Below are 15,865 nucleotides of genomic sequence, written 5' to 3'. Positions count from 1 at the left end.
AACATGACCCCTACGTTTCGCATTGCAATCATCCCCGGCGACGGTATCGGCAAGGAAGTCATCCCCGAGGGACTGCGCGCCATCCAGGCCGCGGCTCAGCGCTTTGGTTTCGAACTCGAATGCCACTCCTTCGAATGGGCCAGTTGCGACTACTACGCCCAGCACGGCCAGATGATGCCCGACGACTGGAAAGACCAGCTTAAGGGAGTGGACGCCATCTTCTTCGGCGCCGTGGGCTGGCCGGCCATCGTACCCGACCATGTTTCTTTGTGGGGATCGCTGCTCAAGTTCCGCCGCGAGTTCGACCAGTACATCAACCTGCGCCCGGTGCGCCTGTTCGAGGGGGTACCGTGTCCCCTGGCGGGCAGGAAGTCCGGTGATATCGATTACTTCGTAGTGCGCGAGAACACCGAGGGTGAATACACCTCGCTCGGCGGTGTGATGTACCAAGGCACCGAGCGCGAGATCGTGATCCAGGAATCCGTCTTCTCGCGCCACGGCACCGACCGAGTGCTGAAGTACGCCTACGAGCTCGCCCAGGCGCGCAAGCGAAAGCACCTGACGGTGGCCACCAAGAGCAACGGCATCGCGATCAGCATGCCCTGGTGGGACGGCCGCGCCGATGCCATCGGCCGTGACTACCCCGAGGTGACGGTCGACAAGCAGCACATCGACATCCTGTCGGCGCGCTTCGTGCTGCAGCCCACACGCTTTGACGTGGTGGTGGCGAGCAACCTGTTCGGCGACATCCTGTCCGACCTCGGCCCCGCGACCACTGGCACCATCGGCCTGGCGCCCTCGGCCAACCTCAATCCGGAGCGCAAGTTCCCGTCGCTGTTCGAGCCGGTGCACGGCTCGGCGCCCGACATCTACGGCCAGAACATCGCCAACCCCATCGCCATGATCTGGTCGGGCGCGCTGATGCTGGACTTCCTGACCCAGGGCCAAGGGGTGGGCCGGGCAGCGCACGATGCCATCCTGGCGGCCATAGAGGCTACGCTCAAGGAAGGGCCGCGCACGCGGGACCTGGGGGGCCGGGCCAGCACGACCGAGATCGGGCAGGCCATTGCCGCGCGCATTGCGGCAGCCTGAGATTCTGGCCGCCGGCACATTCATCTCTTTTCAGTCGTCTTTTCCAATCCTCCAACCTCATGCCCATGCCCATGCCCATGCCTCTGACCCTCACCCGCCCCGAGCTGCAGCGCAGCGCCTATTTCATAGCCGGCCAGTGGCGGCCCGCCGCGGCCTCCGGTGCCACCCTGGCGGTGACCGACCCCGCCACCGGCGTTGTCATTACCCATGTACCCGATTGCGGCCCCCCCGAGGCGCTAGCGGCCCTGGATGCCGCGCACGCCGCCTTCCCTGGCTGGAAGAAGGTGCCTGCCAAGCAGCGCGCCCAGATCATCAAGCGCTGGAACGATCTGGTACTGGCCCACCAGGATGACCTGGGCAAGCTCATCTCCCGCGAGCAGGGCAAGCCCCTTGCCGAGGGCAAGGGTGAGGTGGCCTATGCGGCCAGCTACATCGAGTGGTTTGCCGAGGAGGCCACGCGCATGAATGGCGAGGTGATTCCGGCCCCGGTGCCAGGGCGGCGCATGTTTGCCCTGAAGGAGCCCGTGGGGGTGGTGGCGGCGATCACGCCCTGGAACTTTCCGGCGGCGATGATCGCGCGCAAGATCGCCCCGGCCCTGGCTGCTGGCTGCACGGTGGTGTGCAAGCCTGCAGAGGATACGCCTCTGACCTCCCTGGCCCTGGTGCTGCTGGCCCAAGAGGCGGGGGTGCCCGATGGCGTGCTGAACATCGTGACCGCCTCGCGCGAGAAGACCCCCGAGGTGGTGGACGTGTGGCTCGATGATGCGCGGGTGCGCAAGATCACCTTCACTGGCTCCACGCCGGTGGGCAAGCATCTGGCGCAGCGCAGTGCCGATACGCTCAAAAAACTGTCGCTGGAGCTGGGGGGCAATGCGCCTTTCATCGTGTTCGAAGATGCCGACATCGACGCCGCCGTCGAAGGCCTGATGTCGGCTAAGTTCCGGAACGGCGGCCAGACCTGCGTGAGTCCTAACCGCGTGTTCGTGCACGGCCAGGTGCATGACGAATTCGCCAGCAAGCTCAGCACCCGCGTGGCGGCGCTGAAGGTGGGGCCGGCCAGCGACCCCGCCTCACAGATCGGCCCAATGATCAATGACCGAGCGGTGGAGAAGATCGAGCGCCATGTTCAGGATGCTGTGGCCCGGGGGGCCAAAGTTCTCGCCGGCGGAAGGCGTCTTTCAGATCTAGGCCCGAACTATTACGCGCCCACGGTGCTGGTGAACGCTGATGCCACCATGGCCTGCAGCTGCGAGGAGACCTTTGGGCCGGTGGTGCCGATCACGCGCTTCAACAGCGAAGCCGAAGTTATTGCGGCGGCCAACGACACGCCCTTCGGCTTGGCGGCGTATTTCTACTCGACCGATGTCCGCCGGATCTGGCGCGTGGCCGAGGTGCTGGAGACAGGTATCGTCGGCATCAACGAAGGCGCATTGGCGGCCGAGGCTGCGCCATTCGGCGGCGTCAAGGCCTCAGGCTACGGCCGCGAGGGCTCGGTGCATGGCCTCGATGACTATCTGCACATCAAGTACCTGTGCCAGGGACAGCTGTAGCAGCGCTAGGGCGCGGCCTGGAATGCTGATGCGCCCCCGCGCCTGTACGAGCGGTCAACCATGAACAGCTTTTTGCCCAAACATCGAGTCGTCGTTGTCGGTGGCGGCGCCGGCGGTTTGGAACTGGCCACGCGCTTGGGCGATACGCTTGGCAAGCGCGGCGTGGCGGAGGTCACGTTGATTGACAAGCACCGCACCCACGTGTGGAAGCCCAAGCTGCATGAGATCGCGGCGGGCAGCATGGACATGAGCGCGCACGAGGTCGACTACCTGGCGCAGGCCCACTGGCACCGCTTCCGCTTCCGGCTCGGCGAGCTGACGGGTATCGACCGTGAGCGGCGCGAGGTGCAGGTGGCTTCCTACATGGACGATGAAGGCCGCTTGGTCACGCCCGCGCGCTCGTTTGCTTATGACACGCTGGTAGTGGCCATCGGTAGCCTCAGCAACGACTTCGGCACGCCCGGCGTGAGCGAGCATGCGCTGCGCCTCGAGTCGAAAGCGGATGCCCAGCGATTTCACCAGCGCATGGTCAACGCCTGCATCCGCGCGCACGCGCAGACGACACCGCTTCGGCCAGAGCAGCTGCACGTCACCATCATCGGCGCCGGCGCCACCGGCGTGGAACTGGCAGCGGAGCTGCACCGCACTACGCGCGAGGTCATTGCCTATGGGCTGGACCGGGTGGATGCCGAGAAGGGCATCCAAGTCAGCCTGATCGAGGCCGCCGACCGCGTGCTGCCTGCGCTGCCGCCGCGGATGTCTACCGCCACCGAGGCGCTCCTGCGCAAGCTGGGCGTGGACGTCCACACGTCGGCCAAGGTGGCGGAGGTGCTGCCTGAGGGCGTGCGCCTGGCCGACGGTCGCACGCTGCCGGCCGAGTTGGTGGTGTGGGCCGCGGGTGTGAAGGCGGCCGATTTCATGAAGGACATCTCGGGGCTGGAGACCAACTGCAGCAACCAGCTCGCGGTGTTGCCGACCCTGCAAACCACGCGCGACGCGGACATCTTTGCCATCGGCGACTGCGCGGCCTGCGACTGGCCCGAGGCCAACGGCGGGAAGGGAGGCCTGGTGCCGCCGCGCGCGCAGGCAGCCCACCAGCAGGCCTCGCACGTCGTGGCGCAGATCCGCCGGCGCATGGCGGGCAACGCGCTCAAGCCCTACCGCTATCGCGACTTCGGCTCGCTGGTGTCGCTCGGCGAATTCAGCACCGTGGGCAACATGATGGGCGGCCTGATCGGCGGCAGTTTGATGATCGAAGGGCTGTTCGCCCGGCTCATGTACATGTCGCTCTACAAGATGCACGAGCTGGCGCTGCACGGCGTCGTCAAGGTTTCGCTCGACACGCTCGCCCGCCTTATCACGCGGCGCACCGAACCGCACGTCAAGCTGCATTGAGGCGTTGCATGAGAGAGTCGAAGACGCAGCCTGCCAATCGGTTGGCGGCTCGTGCGACTCCGCGAGCGGGTGGGGGCAGGGGATCAACGAAAGAGGCCACCATGAAAATATCGTGCAGGCGGACGCGGTTCTGCGCAGCTTGCGCTGCCAACGCGAATCCGGGGTCGTTCAAACAGGGTGCGACCACGACCATACGTGGCGCGCAGCGAGGCAATCTCGGGAGCGTCGATGCCCAGTTCGTTGCCAAGGTGCCACCACAACCCCGGCGGCACCACCCGCACGGCGTCCAGCAGCCGACCACCCATGCGCAGGAATCCGATGTGCAGTGCAAGACCCAACTTGAGGGCGTCGCCGTGGCGCGCCTGAATCAGCTCATGCTCGGCGCGGCTGAAGGTGAAGAACGCCTGCAACTCGAAGGCGCTGAGGTCGTGAGGCAGCTCGCGCAGGCCCAGGAATGTCGTATGCCAGCCTTGCATCGTGCGCTCCTTGAAAGGGCCGGGAACGATACCCCTGGCGAAAGCGAACAGCAATCTCGACCAAATCAAGGACTTGCGGACCGACCCCCGCGCCAGCGTTGATGCTGCGTACCGTCAGTCTGTGCACCGAAAACGAGTCGACCCCAAAAAGCGCCCCAGCGCCCGTTCTAGCGAGCCTGACGGTCCGTTTGACCCCGAAGGCCTGCGAGGTCCGCAAGGATGCGGATCCATGGGCCCGCAGGGCGCACACGGAGCGCACCGGCAGCTAGCCGTCTATCTCGTTCGTGAGCGAAGTGGAGGGGAGCGGTAGGCAAGACAGCGTCGCCAGCGCATCGTTGATCTTGGGGCGACACGTGCGCGCTTCCAAGCATCGGCAACGGTCTTCAACGCGGCTCGATCACCAAGACCGGCAATGCACACGCCAGGCGGCTGATGCACGGTGGTACCAATCCACGGATATCAGTCTGATCCATTGGTCGCAGCAGCAGCTTTTGTGCCGCATCACCGGCGCCCGCTTGCCAATGAACATCAACTTGACGAGAGCGACCTATCAGTCCCTGTACGTGACGGACAGCTGGCGGCACACCTTGCTGTCGAAGGTTGCCACAACGGCACTTTGCTTGGAGCCAGTCCTCCTATTTGAAACCGAAGTGCGTGGCATCGATGCTGTAATCAGCGGCATGAAACATTCCAAGGCTTCTGCCTTGCCCGGCTCCGCCCAGTTCGACGCGATCTCGCACTGCTTATTCATTGGTAGCGCCTGGGTGGAACCGATCGGCCGCATCTAATCCCATTTCTCGAAAGTCACTGATGAATGAATTGAACCCCCGCCTGGAGAGCGACTTCCTCGGCTCAAAGCATATTCCGGCGCTTGCCTACTGGGGCGTGCACACGGCCCGCGCCGTGGACAACTTCCCGATCACGGGCCAAACCGTCTCCCAGATGCCGGAATTGGTTCGGGCATTGGCGCATGTCAAGAAAGCTGCTGCTGCCGCTAACGCCCGGCTCGGCGTCATTGATGCGTCCAGGGCCGCGGCCATAAACGACGCCTGCGAAGATCTAATAGCCGGTCAGCTGCACGACCAGTTCATCGTTGACGTGATCCAGGGTGGAGCGGGCACATCGACCAACATGAATGCCAACGAGGTGATCGCGAACCGCGCTCTTGAGCATATGGGCGCGGATCCGGGCTCCTACGATCTGATTCATCCCAACGATCATGTAAATGCGTCGCAAAGCACAAACGACGTGTATCCAACGGCGCTGCGACTGGCCGCTTGGAACGGTATCGAGCAACTTCTCGCCGCAATGGCCAACCTGCGTGCGTCGTTCGAGCGCAAGGCCGAGGAGTTTCGCGCGGTACTCAAGATTGGCCGAACCCAGTTGCAGGACGCCGTTCCGATGACGCTGGGCCAAGAATTCGCGACCTTCGCGATCATGATCGGCGAAGACGAGGCTCGGCTGCGCGAAGCTAGGGAGTTGATCACTGAGGTCAACCTGGGCGCCACCGCGATCGGCACGGGTATCAATGCCCCGGCGGGCTACAGCGAAATCGTCATTCCCCTGCTGGCCGAGTTCAGCGGCATTCCGGTCGTGCGCGCGGCCAACTTGGTCGAGGCGACGCAGGACACCGGTGCGTTTGTCCAGTTGTCAGGGGTGCTCAAGCGCGTCGCCTGCAAGTTGTCAAAGGTATGCAACGATCTGCGCCTGCTGTCGTCTGGCCCGCAAGCCGGCTTCGGCGACATACTCCTGCCGGCGCGCCAGGCCGGCTCGTCGATCATGCCTGGCAAGGTCAACCCGGTTATTCCCGAAGTGGTGAACCAGGTCGCGTTCGAGGTCATTGGCAACGACCTGATGATCACGATGGCATCCGAGGCCGGTCAACTACAACTTAACGCGTTCGAGCCGATCATGGGTTGGGCGCTGTTCAAAAGTACCAAGCATCTCGCAAACGCCTGCAAGACGCTCCAGGTCAACTGCGTGGAGGGCATCCAAGCCAACCATATGATTCTGTCTAAGCGGGTGGCAGAGTCGGTGACCCTCGTCACAGCCCTGAATCCAATTATCGGCTACGAGAAGGCCGCCAGGATCGCCAAGTCGGCACTGACCACCGGCAACACTATCGCCGCCACGGCCGAGCATCTGGGCATCATGAGCTCCGCGGAAATGACCGCATTGCTCGTCCCGGAGAACCTGACGCAGCCAATTCGGCTTGTGACCCTGACCGTTGAGAAAGCCGGCGTGGCCCTTGTTGGAGATCCGCCCTGCAATGGCATATCGCTCGAAGAAGGGCGGTAAGTCAGGAGTACGGAGCACTGCTGTCCGGTTAAACGTTGAACAAATTCAACTGGTTAGCTGCGTCGGGCAGATCCGAAAGAGGCAGATCAGCTTGCAAGGCGCGTGAAAGCTCGGTTTTCTCGAAGACCGAGACCGACAAGATCTGTAGACAAGTGTAGAGAAAGGTATCAAGTTGAAGCTCCTTCTTGACGATGGCGATGAGCACGTAGGTGGCGACGGCGCACCAGACTTGCGTCTTCACCGCGTTCTCGCTGTTGCCCATGAAATGCTTGATACGCTGGTGCTGCTTGGTCCATTTGAAGAGCAGCTCGACCTGCCATCGGCTCTTGTAGAGCGCAGCGATCGTCAAGGCCGGCAACGCCATATGGTTGGTCAGGAAGATCAGCGTCTTTCCCGACTCGGGGTCCTTGAATCGGATGCGGCGCATGTGCTGGGGATACTTCTTGGCCAAGTAGTGCCCATTGAGCATCACCTGCTGATCGCTGATGACGCCGGTGCTGCGATCGGTGGCGGCCGAATAGATACGTCTGGCGTCCATCGGCGACTTGGCGCGCGTGACAAAGACGGCGCCAGCCTGATTCAATGCGTACAGCCTCGCGAAGTCGACGTAGCCGCGGTCCATCACATAAAACGCACCCGCTTCGAAGACCAGCATGTCCAGCACGTTCACGTCGTGCAGCTTGCCGTCGCTGATGTGGATAAACGCGGGGATGGCCCCGCGCAGGTCCAGCAGTGTGTGCAGCTTGATAGCGGCCTTCGTGGATCGAAATGGGGCCCAGCAAAACAGGCTCAGGCACAGGTCGATGGTGCTGGAGTCCAACGCGTAGACCCGGTTGTCCAGATCGCCCCAAATGTCCCGTCGCAGGCATCGACGGCGTCATCGACAACGGACGGCTTACCTGGCGGGCTGGCCCCGACACGGGATCGCGCGCCGTCCACGTGTTCACGAGCATCCCATCTTTGGCGTGCCTAGTCCGCACATAACGCATGCGCTCCCCGACACCCGCCGTGCGTGCCGATACCCACCTGCGTCGCGCGCCCTGGTTTGACGCGCTCAACCCCGTACAACAGGAGCAGGTGCTGGCCACATCGCGCCTACGCGTCGTGCCCAAAGGCACGCTGCTGGCGCATCATGGTGAAGTACCCTGCAACTGGTTGGGAGTCGTGCACGGGGCTCTCAAGGCCAGCACGTTCGCAGCCGATGGGCGCATCTCCAGCCGCCTGCTTGTCACAACCTCTGAATGGGCCGAGGGCCATGAACTGGTGCAGGGTGTGGCGCGCCGTCACGATGTGGTCGCTATCCGCGACACCGTGGTTGTGCTGTTGCCGGCGTCGGTGTTTCGCCAGTTACTGGCGCGCAGCGCGGACTTTTGCGGTTTTGTGCTCATGCAAATCAGTCGCCAGCACGCCCAGCAGTTGACCCGCATCGAGAACGCGCGAGCCCTGTCCAAGGCTGATCTCGTTGCGCAGACCGTCTTCGAGTTGGCAACGCAACTCGACGGGGCGCAAAACGGTTTCGTGGCGATGAAACAGGAAGACATCGCCGAGTTCACCGGCATCTCGCGCCAGACAGTCAATCAGGCGCTCAAGGCGCTGGAGGGGCGCGGCCTGCTGCGCACGCTATATGGCCGCGTGGAGGTGCGTGACCTGGCCGCGCTGTCGGACTATGCGCGCCTCGAACTCCTGAGCGCGTGACGCACAGCGGCAACACAAGCCGCCAATTGTCAAGGCGCCGACAAATTCGGCACTCACCCCATCCTAGCATCGAGTGCGTCCCTAGAGCGAAAAAGACGCTGCGGGACAGACTTTCAATAAATCACTCATGTCATCCTATCCGGAAAGAATCAAATGAAAAAAACTTTGCTAATCGCCGCTATGGCTTGCACGGCGGCGGCGGCTCAGGCTCAGTCGTCCGTGACGTTGTTCGGCGTGATTGACACAGCGTACGAACACCTCAGCGGCAACGCACTGGCGGGCAGCACCAACAGGCTGATCAGCAGCGGCAACAACTCCAGCCGTCTTGGCTTCAAAGGGGTTGAAGACCTCGGCGGGGGCCTGAATGCCAGCTTCTGGCTGGAAGCCGGTATCAACTCCCAGAACGGTACGGGTAGCACGACCACTACGAACAACCAAGTTGGCGGCGCTGGCAGTGGCGGCCTGACCTTCAACCGTCGTTCCACCGTCAGTCTGGCTGGCAATTTTGGCGAAATACGGCTGGGCCGTGACTTCGCGCCTACGTATTTGAACTTGAGTAACTTTGATCCGTTTGGTAACGATGGTGCTGGCGCGGAAAGCAACGAGAGCCAGGCTCTGGCTAGCCTGAATGGCGTTCAGACCGCTACGCGTGTTTCCAACGGCATCGGGTACTTGCTGCCTAGCAATCTGGGTGGCTTCTACGGCCAGATGACGTACGCCCTGGGTGGCAATAGTTCCAATACTGTTAATGGTGCTGGGCAAAACACCAGCTTGGATGGCAACTACGTGGGTGGGGTTTTTGGCTACCAGAATGGTCCTGTGAACGTGGCCATCGCCTACGGTCAAACCAAGATTGCGGCGATCGGTAACTATGACCAAGGCAATATCGGTGGTTCCTACAACTTCGGCCCGGCGACAGTGATGGCCCAATACGACCAGGAAAAAGTGGGTTCAGGTGGCGCACTGGGCATTCAGAAAAACAACATCTACATGCTGGGTGTTGACGTGCCCGTTGGTCCAGGTGACGTCCTAGCTACTTATACGCACGACAAGGCGGACAACAACGCCGTCAAGGCGAACCAATATGCGGTGGGTTATGTGTACCACTTATCCAAGCGCACCGCCATCTACGGCACATACGCGCACATCAGCAACAACGGCACAGGTGCTAACGTCGCCACCAACACCTCGGCGGCGAGTGGTACTGGGTTCGTTCAAGGCGGCAGCTCGAACGGTATCGACATCGGCCTGCGCACTAGCTTCTAATCACGTGCCGGCCTTGTGCCAGTGCTGATTCAACAGCCAAAAACCAAAAGCCACCGGGCTAGGCATTTGCTTGACTTGTTGAAAACCGCTCGGCAAACACTGTGATTTGAAAGTTGCAACCTGACCGTTGCAACTTTTCACTTCCATGGGCAACTATGCGAAGCACATAGTAAAAAAGTTCTTCAAGCACAATGACAGCGGACAGGGCGTAAGTGGTGCGCATCGAGCGCACAGACTTGGCCTGTCGGTGCGGGTGTTCGCCAGTTGCTGGCGTGCAGCGAGCACGTTTGCGGCTTTTTGCTCATCTGCAAGTTAGCCAACAGCATGCGCAGTAGCTGGCTCGCAGCGAGAACGCATCCTGTCCGTGGCCGAGCTCGTTGCTCAGACTTCTTCGAACTGGCAGCGCTGTCGGACTACGCGGGAGCCGAACAACTCAGCGCGTGCCGCACAGCGGCAACACAAGTCGCCAATTGTCAAGGCACCGACAAAGCCTGCATCCACCCCGCCCTAGAATCGACTGCACCCCTAAAGCGTCAAGCTGCAGGCAGCATAGTCTCTCCAAGTTCGTGGGTACGTCGCTTGCGGCGTACCCACTTTTTTTGAAGACGTCGCTGCGTGAAGCAGCGCACTTGCAACGAAATGCCATCCTTGAGTTGCGAAGTCCTTGAGGGTCGTTTTGGTGGCGTCTGAGCACTGTGGCAACGTGATCAGTAAAGCTTTTGCCGCAGCGCAGCCGAGATGCCGCTCGCATTTAGCGGTCGGTGCGCAACAAGAGCGACTCCTTGAGGTCTTCCATCACCACATAGCTGTTGGACTGCGCGGTGACCGGCAGCTTCTTGGATGTCCCCCTGCAGGCTGCGGTATTCGTCTATGCCGCCCAGTCGTGCCTTCACAAGACAGTCGAAGGTGCCCGAGACGAGGTGGCACTCCTGCACGTCGGGAACATGCAGCAGTTCCTTGCCCACCTTGTCGAACACCTCGCCGGATTTGGCGGCCAACGTGATCTCGACGAACACCAGAAGGTTCTTGCCCTGCGCCGTGGGTGCTACTCGTGCGTGGTATCCCCTGATCACGCCCTCGCGCTCCACGCGCTTGACCCGCTCCGAGCGGGGTGAGGTGGACAGTTCGATCTGCTGGGCGAGTTCGGTCGTCGCGACGAGGATGTTTCGCTGAAGGATGTCCAGGATTTTGCGGTTGGTCCGGTCGAGTTCGGGCGTTTCACTTCACGCGAGTGCGTTTGGGAGAACGTGGTAGTGATATTCACTGCAATTGGCCTGAAGATCAATCAAATTTTCTGATGCAGTGCGAATATATTTGATGAATCACTTGACCACTACTCGATTTACCATGAAAGTCATTGTCCTGGGCGGCGGCGTCATCGGAACGAGCACCGCGTACTACCTCGCCAAGTCAGGCGCCAAGGTCACGCTGCTGGACCGCCAACCCGGGCCGGCGCTCGAGACCAGCTTCGCCAATGCGGGTCAGGTGTCACCGGGCTACTCCACGCCGTGGGCCGCGCCGGGCATTCCGCTGAAGGCAATCAAGTGGATGTTTCAGAAGCACTCACCGTTGGCGATCCGGCTCGATGGCAGCCTGTTTCAGCTGCAGTGGATGGCCAAGATGCTGCGCAATTGCTCGCCCGAACGGTACGCGGTCAACAAGGAACGCATGATGCGTGTCGCCGAATACAGCCGCGCGTGCCTGCAGCAGCTGCGCGCAGAGACGGGTATCGAGTACGAGCAGCGCACCGGAGGAACGCTGCAGCTGTTCCGCACCCAGGCGCAGCTCGACGCGGTCCAGCGCGATATCGCCGTGCTGGAGGAATGCAACGTAGCGTACGAACTTCTCAACGCGGACCAGCTCGCCTTGATCGAGCCCAGTCTGGCCCAAGCGCGTGAAAGACTCGCCGGCGGGCTGCGCCTGCCCAAAGACGAAACCGGTGATTGCCACCGTTTCACCAACGCGCTGTGCACGCGCGCGCGTGCGCTCGGAGTCGATTTTCGGTTCGATCAGGCGGTGGATGGTCTCGTGACAGAAGGCGGGCGGGTCATCGGTGTCCGGGCCGGTGGCGAGCTGTTGAAGGCCGATCGCTTCGTGCTCGCCTTCGGCAGCTACTCGCGCAGCTTCCTGCATCCTCTCGGCCTGGACCTGCCGGTTTACCCGGTGAAGGGCTACTCGCTCACTGTGCCGGTGGTCGACCCGGCCTTCGCGCCTAAGTCGACGGTGCTCGACGAGACCTACAAGATCGCGGTTACACGCTTGGATGATCGCATCCGGGTCGGCGGCATGGCGGAACTCGGCGGCTTCGATCTGCGGCTCGACCCGCGCCGTCGCGCAACGCTTGAACTGGTCGTCAACGATCTGTTCCCAGGCGGTGATTTGGCCCGCGCCACTTTCTGGACAGGTCTTCGACCGATGACACCGGACAGTACGCCGGTGATCGGGGCGACGAAGTACCCGAACCTCTACCTGAATACTGGACACGGCACGCTTGGTTGGACCATGGCCTGTGGCTCGGCCACGCTGATTTCGGACATGGTGTTGGGCCAGCGCACGGAAATCAGCGCCATCGGGCTAGGCATCGATCGCTACACGGCGAGCGCCGCGCGTGGTCGCTTGACACGGCCCGCCGGCGCAATCAAATGACACGACCATCGCGCGCCCGCGTCGACCTGGACGCGCTGCGTCACAACTATTCATTGGCACGACGGATGCACGGCGGACGCGCACTTGCCGTGATCAAGGCCAATGCTTACGGCCATGGCGCCGTGCGCTGCGCCGAGGCGCTTCAGGACCACGCCGACGGTTTCGCCGTGGCTTTTCTTGAGGAAGCGGTGGCATTGCGGGCGGGGGGGATTGAAGGTCCCATTCTGGTACTCGAGGGGTTGTTCGACGCCGCCGAACTGAAGGCAGCACGAACTCTGAATCTATGGATCGTCGTGCACCAAGAAGCCCAGCTTCGCATGATCGAGAACGACCGCGTTTTCGACCATCTGGAGGTCTGGCTGAAAGCCGACTCTGGCATGGGTAGGGCGGGGTTTGCACTCGCCGACATGCCGAGCGCCTATGCTCGACTGCAAGCGACCGGCAAGGTGTCGAACATCACGCTCATGACGCATTTCGCCAGGGCCGACGAGCCAGGCAGCGATGCGACATCCCGGCAAGTGGCGGCGTTCAATGCCGCAACGGCAGCGTTGCTAGGGGATCGCAGTCTGAGCAATTCGGCCGGCATCCTCCAATGGCCCTCGGCCCGGCGCGACTGGTCCCGGCCTGGCATCCTGTTGTACGGTGCAGATCCCGTGCCGCAGCGAGGGGCAGGGGAGGGTGGCGATGAGCAATTGCGCCCCGTGATGACTCTCGAGAGCGAAGTCTTCGCAGTTCGCACGCTCCAATCGGGCGACGCCCTGGGATACGGCGGAGGCTTCGTCGCGACGGAACCGACTAGGATCGGGCTGATAGCCATCGGCTATGCCGATGGCTATCCACGCCTTGCGACTACTGGTACGCCCGTAGCAGTCGACGGCACGATCACCCGCGTGGTCGGCCGCGCCTCGATGGACATGCTTACCATTGATCTGAGCCGCCATCCTGGATCCGGGATCGGAAGCCGCGTCGAACTGTGGGGCCGGCACGTGCCCGTCAATGAAGTGGCCCGTTGTGCAGGCACGATCTCCTATGAGTTGCTCTGCAACGTGAAACGAGTGTCCATCATCGATGAGACGGGCATAGACAAGGCATGGGACCGTTGCGCTGCCAAAGAAGATGTCGGTAACGCGCCAATAACGAAACGCCGTGCCGCAGCATAGGCCCAATTCGGTACCGACCTGCGAGGGGGCGCACTTATGCTCAAGTTCACCCTCATGTGTTATTTCCGGAGCTTTTGGATGTCCGTGCTGGATTTCAAGGACTTCATCGTTGGCACGCTGATCGATTTCGAGGGCGACATGCTCGCCTGCCTGCGCTCAGCCGTGCCTAAGGCTGGCGAAACGGACGAGTACTTCCGCGCCGCCTACCGCCATTCGCGTGCCGATGGCGACGATGTGCGTGCCGGGCCGAACCCAGTCAGCTTCCACCAGCGAGCCTTTGCCGCGGGTGGTGGTGACGAGGATGTTCGCCTGTTCCACAGCGTCTTGTTTGGAGCGGGTCATCACCACCGAGATGCCGACTCGCGCTCGATGTCGGCCTTGTTCTGGGCGAGTATCTGGGGGTGGTGGCTCCAGGCATGGATGGCTTCGATCGTCATCACCTCCCGGATCTCGCGGATCTGCATCCGGGCCTGATTGCCAGTTCCGATGGAGGTGATGGTCTTCGCGTTCTTGCGCGCCAGCGCCTTCACCGAAACGGCTCCGGCGGCGCCGGTTCTCAAGCCGGTGATGAGGCTGCCATCCATCACGCAAATGAGCGCACAGGTTCTGGCGTCGAACAGGAGGATGGTTCCCATGCCGCTGGGCACGCCGTGCTCGGTGGGATTGTTCGGGAATCCCCCGGATGAGGCCTTCATCGAGATGACCTCGTTGGCCTCGCAGTACCCCAATTTGAAGTCGATTTCGCCCCGGGGTGGCGGAAGGTGGATGCATGTATAGGCCGGTTGAATCACCTGGCCGCTGTTGAAGGCCTTGTACGCCTCCTCCACCGTCCCGATGACTTCCTTCATGGAAATCAGACTTCCTACATCCTCTTTATTCAGCAACAGTGTCTGCATCGGTGTGATTTCTCCATGAATCAAGGGCTCGGGGTAGACCATCGGCGTGCCGGCAAACCTAGAAGTCAGCAACCTTGCCCCACGCCGAGCCGCTGAACCGTGCGGGGTTGAAAGGCGCAGGATCGAAGATCGGCTTTGCCCCGGACACCAGGTCGGCGATCAGGTGGCCTGCGCCGGGGCCGATGCCGAAGCCGTGGCCGGAGAAGCCCGCGGCCAGGATGAGGCCAGGCACCTGCGGCAGCTCTCCGATGCCCGGCACGCCATCGGGCGTGCTGTCGATGTAGCCTGCCCAGGTATTGGCGATGCGGGCTTCGCGCAGCGCGGGCAACAAGTCGACGGCACGGCGGTGGATTTCGCGGACACCCGCAGGGTCGGGCTTCGGGTCGAGGATGCGCGCCCGTTCCATCGGTGTGGGAGCGTCCAGCTTCCATCGAGCACGGGTTTCGTGACCCCAGCGGATGCCTTCCAGGCCGCCGGGAAACACGTTGCGCCAGCGCTTGGCAAACATCGGGATGAACTGCGGCGCGAAGCGCACCAGCTGTGCCGTGGGGTCGGCGCGCCCTCGCCCGCTGATGGCCAGGACGTAGTGGCCGTCCGGGCGGCGCGTGATGGCGACGCGCGGGCTGGTCAAGGCGGCCGGCAGGCTCTGATCCACCGGCGCCAGTCGCACGATCGATTGGCGAATCGTGGCGAGCGGAAACTGCACGCCGAGCTGGTTGCAAAACGAGGACGCCCACGCACCGCCTGCGAGCACGGCGGTGCGGGTCTTGATGGTCCCCGCTTCGGTCACCACGCCGCTGAGCCGGCCGCCCGCCATCTCGATGCCACGCGCGGCGCAGTTCTGGTGCACCGTGCCGCCGAGTTTCATGAGCGCGGCTGCAACGGCGGGCGCTGCCTTGGCCGGATCGCCCGTGCCGTCGCTGGGTGAGAAGACACCGCCTTTCCACGCGCGGCCGGTCGCCTGGCCGCGCTCCGAGGCCTCGCGGCCGCTCAGCATGTGCGTAGTCACGCCAACCGTCGTCGCGAACTCGCGCCACTTGGCCCAGCCGGCAATCTGGGCTTCGTCGTTGCTGAGGTACAGCAAGCCGCAGCGCTCGAAGCCCGTGTCTTCGCCGCTGTCGGCGGCAAACTGATCCCACAGCTCCAGGCTCCGGGTGGACATGGGCAGTTCACGCGCGTCGCGATTCTGCTGCCGGCACCAGCCCCAGTTGCGGCTCGATTGTTCGGCGCCGATCCGGCCCTTTTCGACCACGGCGACCGACAGCCCGCGCCGGGCCAGGTAGTAGGCGGTGAAGACACCAATGATCCCGCCGCCGATCACGACGACGTCGGCGCTGGCGGGTGGGTTGGGCGAAGTTTCGATGAGACGCAAGGGCTGGGACATGATGGAT

At 62.6% G+C, this 15,865-nt stretch carries 12 protein-coding genes and 3 pseudogenes; 9 read left to right on the top strand and 6 right to left on the bottom strand.

Features of this window, described 5'->3' with window-relative positions; translation table 11 throughout:
• The first annotated feature begins 3 nt into the window (after nucleotides 1-3).
• From B0E49_RS11925 to B0E49_RS11915, 3 genes are all read left to right on the top strand, one after another.
• On the top strand, nucleotides 4-1,092 hold the full coding sequence (locus B0E49_RS11925; RefSeq protein WP_077562415.1) for a tartrate dehydrogenase: 1,089 nt from the start codon (nucleotides 4-6) through the stop codon (nucleotides 1,090-1,092).
• Between the two features lie 77 nt (nucleotides 1,093-1,169).
• The gene (locus B0E49_RS11920) at nucleotides 1,170-2,642 is read left to right on the top strand and encodes an NAD-dependent succinate-semialdehyde dehydrogenase (RefSeq protein ID WP_077562480.1); all 1,473 of its coding nucleotides are present in this window, start codon (nucleotides 1,170-1,172) and stop codon (nucleotides 2,640-2,642) included.
• A gap of 60 nt (nucleotides 2,643-2,702) precedes the next feature.
• Entirely contained in the window at nucleotides 2,703-4,037 is a 1,335-nt protein-coding gene (locus tag B0E49_RS11915; protein ID WP_077562414.1) for an NAD(P)/FAD-dependent oxidoreductase, read from the top strand.
• A gap of 155 nt (nucleotides 4,038-4,192) precedes the next feature.
• Here the strand turns inward: B0E49_RS11915 and B0E49_RS11910 are convergent.
• Nucleotides 4,193-4,513: pseudogene (locus B0E49_RS11910) on the bottom strand (DUF4158 domain-containing protein); the annotation flags it as partial.
• A gap of 353 nt (nucleotides 4,514-4,866) precedes the next feature.
• Here B0E49_RS11910 and B0E49_RS11905 point away from each other — a divergent pair.
• Nucleotides 4,867-5,301, top strand: coding sequence for a hypothetical protein (locus tag B0E49_RS11905; protein WP_144264538.1), 435 nt, complete (start codon nucleotides 4,867-4,869; stop codon nucleotides 5,299-5,301).
• A gap of 22 nt (nucleotides 5,302-5,323) precedes the next feature.
• Complete coding sequence (locus B0E49_RS11900; protein WP_077562412.1) at nucleotides 5,324-6,811, top strand: aspartate ammonia-lyase; 1,488 nt, start codon at nucleotides 5,324-5,326, stop codon at nucleotides 6,809-6,811.
• 28 nt (nucleotides 6,812-6,839) lie between these two features.
• Here the strand turns inward: B0E49_RS11900 and B0E49_RS11895 are convergent.
• Nucleotides 6,840-7,661: pseudogene (locus tag B0E49_RS11895) on the bottom strand (IS4 family transposase); the annotation flags it as partial.
• Between the two features lie 137 nt (nucleotides 7,662-7,798).
• Between B0E49_RS11895 and B0E49_RS11890 the strand changes: the two are divergent.
• Together B0E49_RS11890 and B0E49_RS11885 are read left to right on the top strand one after the other, a co-directional pair.
• Nucleotides 7,799-8,506, top strand: coding sequence for a Crp/Fnr family transcriptional regulator (locus tag B0E49_RS11890; protein WP_077562411.1), 708 nt, complete (start codon nucleotides 7,799-7,801; stop codon nucleotides 8,504-8,506).
• Between the two features lie 153 nt (nucleotides 8,507-8,659).
• Entirely contained in the window at nucleotides 8,660-9,772 is a 1,113-nt protein-coding gene (locus B0E49_RS11885; RefSeq protein WP_077562410.1) for a porin, read from the top strand.
• Between the two features lie 751 nt (nucleotides 9,773-10,523).
• On the opposite strand, the pseudogene B0E49_RS11880 reads toward B0E49_RS11885, so the two are convergent.
• Nucleotides 10,524-10,959 (bottom strand): annotated as a pseudogene (locus B0E49_RS11880) (Lrp/AsnC ligand binding domain-containing protein).
• A 160-nt stretch (nucleotides 10,960-11,119) separates the two neighbouring features.
• On the opposite strand from B0E49_RS11880, the gene B0E49_RS11875 reads away from it, so the two are divergent.
• Complete coding sequence (locus tag B0E49_RS11875) at nucleotides 11,120-12,418, top strand: D-amino acid dehydrogenase (protein WP_077562409.1); 1,299 nt, start codon at nucleotides 11,120-11,122, stop codon at nucleotides 12,416-12,418.
• Entirely contained in the window at nucleotides 12,415-13,578 is a 1,164-nt protein-coding gene (alr, locus tag B0E49_RS11870) for an alanine racemase (protein WP_077562408.1), read from the top strand. Before B0E49_RS11875 ends, alr begins: the two co-directional genes overlap by 4 nt.
• 156 nt (nucleotides 13,579-13,734) lie before the next feature.
• Here alr and B0E49_RS20715 read toward each other — a convergent pair whose 3' ends face one another.
• Genes B0E49_RS20715 through B0E49_RS11860 form a run of 3 tightly spaced genes read right to left on the bottom strand, consistent with a single transcriptional unit; the run spans nucleotide 13,735 to nucleotide 15,858 of the window.
• Entirely contained in the window at nucleotides 13,735-13,920 is a 186-nt protein-coding gene (locus tag B0E49_RS20715; protein WP_217349240.1) for a hypothetical protein, read from the bottom strand.
• The gene (locus tag B0E49_RS11865) at nucleotides 13,920-14,516 is read right to left on the bottom strand and encodes an ornithine cyclodeaminase family protein (RefSeq protein ID WP_217349239.1); all 597 of its coding nucleotides are present in this window, start codon (nucleotides 14,514-14,516) and stop codon (nucleotides 13,920-13,922) included. Before B0E49_RS11865 ends, B0E49_RS20715 begins: the two co-directional genes overlap by 1 nt.
• A gap of 16 nt (nucleotides 14,517-14,532) precedes the next feature.
• Nucleotides 14,533-15,858 (bottom strand): NAD(P)/FAD-dependent oxidoreductase, encoded by a 1,326-nt coding sequence (locus tag B0E49_RS11860; RefSeq protein ID WP_077562407.1) that lies wholly within the window; start codon nucleotides 15,856-15,858, stop codon nucleotides 14,533-14,535.
• Nucleotides 15,859-15,865 lie beyond the last annotated feature (7 nt).

Source organism: Polaromonas sp. C04 (assembly GCF_002002705.1).
Classification (GTDB): domain Bacteria; phylum Pseudomonadota; class Gammaproteobacteria; order Burkholderiales; family Burkholderiaceae_C; genus Rhodoferax_A.
Note: the sequence above shows the minus strand (reverse complement) of the source record. Positions and strands in the feature narration are given on the sequence as shown.

Excerpts from the sequence above, each read along its gene's own strand:
- B0E49_RS11875 (WP_077562409.1), top strand. The coding sequence starts at position 11,120 with ATGAAAGTCATTGTCCTGGGCGGCGGCGTCATCGGAACGAGCACCGCG.
- B0E49_RS11900 (WP_077562412.1), top strand. The coding sequence starts at position 5,324 with ATGAATGAATTGAACCCCCGCCTGGAGAGCGACTTCCTCGGCTCAAAG.
- B0E49_RS11860 (WP_077562407.1), bottom strand. The coding sequence starts at position 15,858 with ATGTCCCAGCCCTTGCGTCTCATCGAAACTTCGCCCAACCCACCCGCC.
- B0E49_RS11865 (WP_217349239.1), bottom strand. The coding sequence starts at position 14,516 with ATGGTCTACCCCGAGCCCTTGATTCATGGAGAAATCACACCGATGCAG.
- B0E49_RS11920 (WP_077562480.1), top strand. The coding sequence starts at position 1,170 with ATGCCTCTGACCCTCACCCGCCCCGAGCTGCAGCGCAGCGCCTATTTC.
- B0E49_RS11915 (WP_077562414.1), top strand. The coding sequence starts at position 2,703 with ATGAACAGCTTTTTGCCCAAACATCGAGTCGTCGTTGTCGGTGGCGGC.
- B0E49_RS11885 (WP_077562410.1), top strand. The coding sequence starts at position 8,660 with ATGAAAAAAACTTTGCTAATCGCCGCTATGGCTTGCACGGCGGCGGCG.
- B0E49_RS20715 (WP_217349240.1), bottom strand. The coding sequence starts at position 13,920 with ATGACCCGCTCCAAACAAGACGCTGTGGAACAGGCGAACATCCTCGTC.
- B0E49_RS11925 (WP_077562415.1), top strand. The coding sequence starts at position 4 with ATGACCCCTACGTTTCGCATTGCAATCATCCCCGGCGACGGTATCGGC.
- alr (WP_077562408.1), top strand. The coding sequence starts at position 12,415 with ATGACACGACCATCGCGCGCCCGCGTCGACCTGGACGCGCTGCGTCAC.
- B0E49_RS11890 (WP_077562411.1), top strand. The coding sequence starts at position 7,799 with ATGCGCTCCCCGACACCCGCCGTGCGTGCCGATACCCACCTGCGTCGC.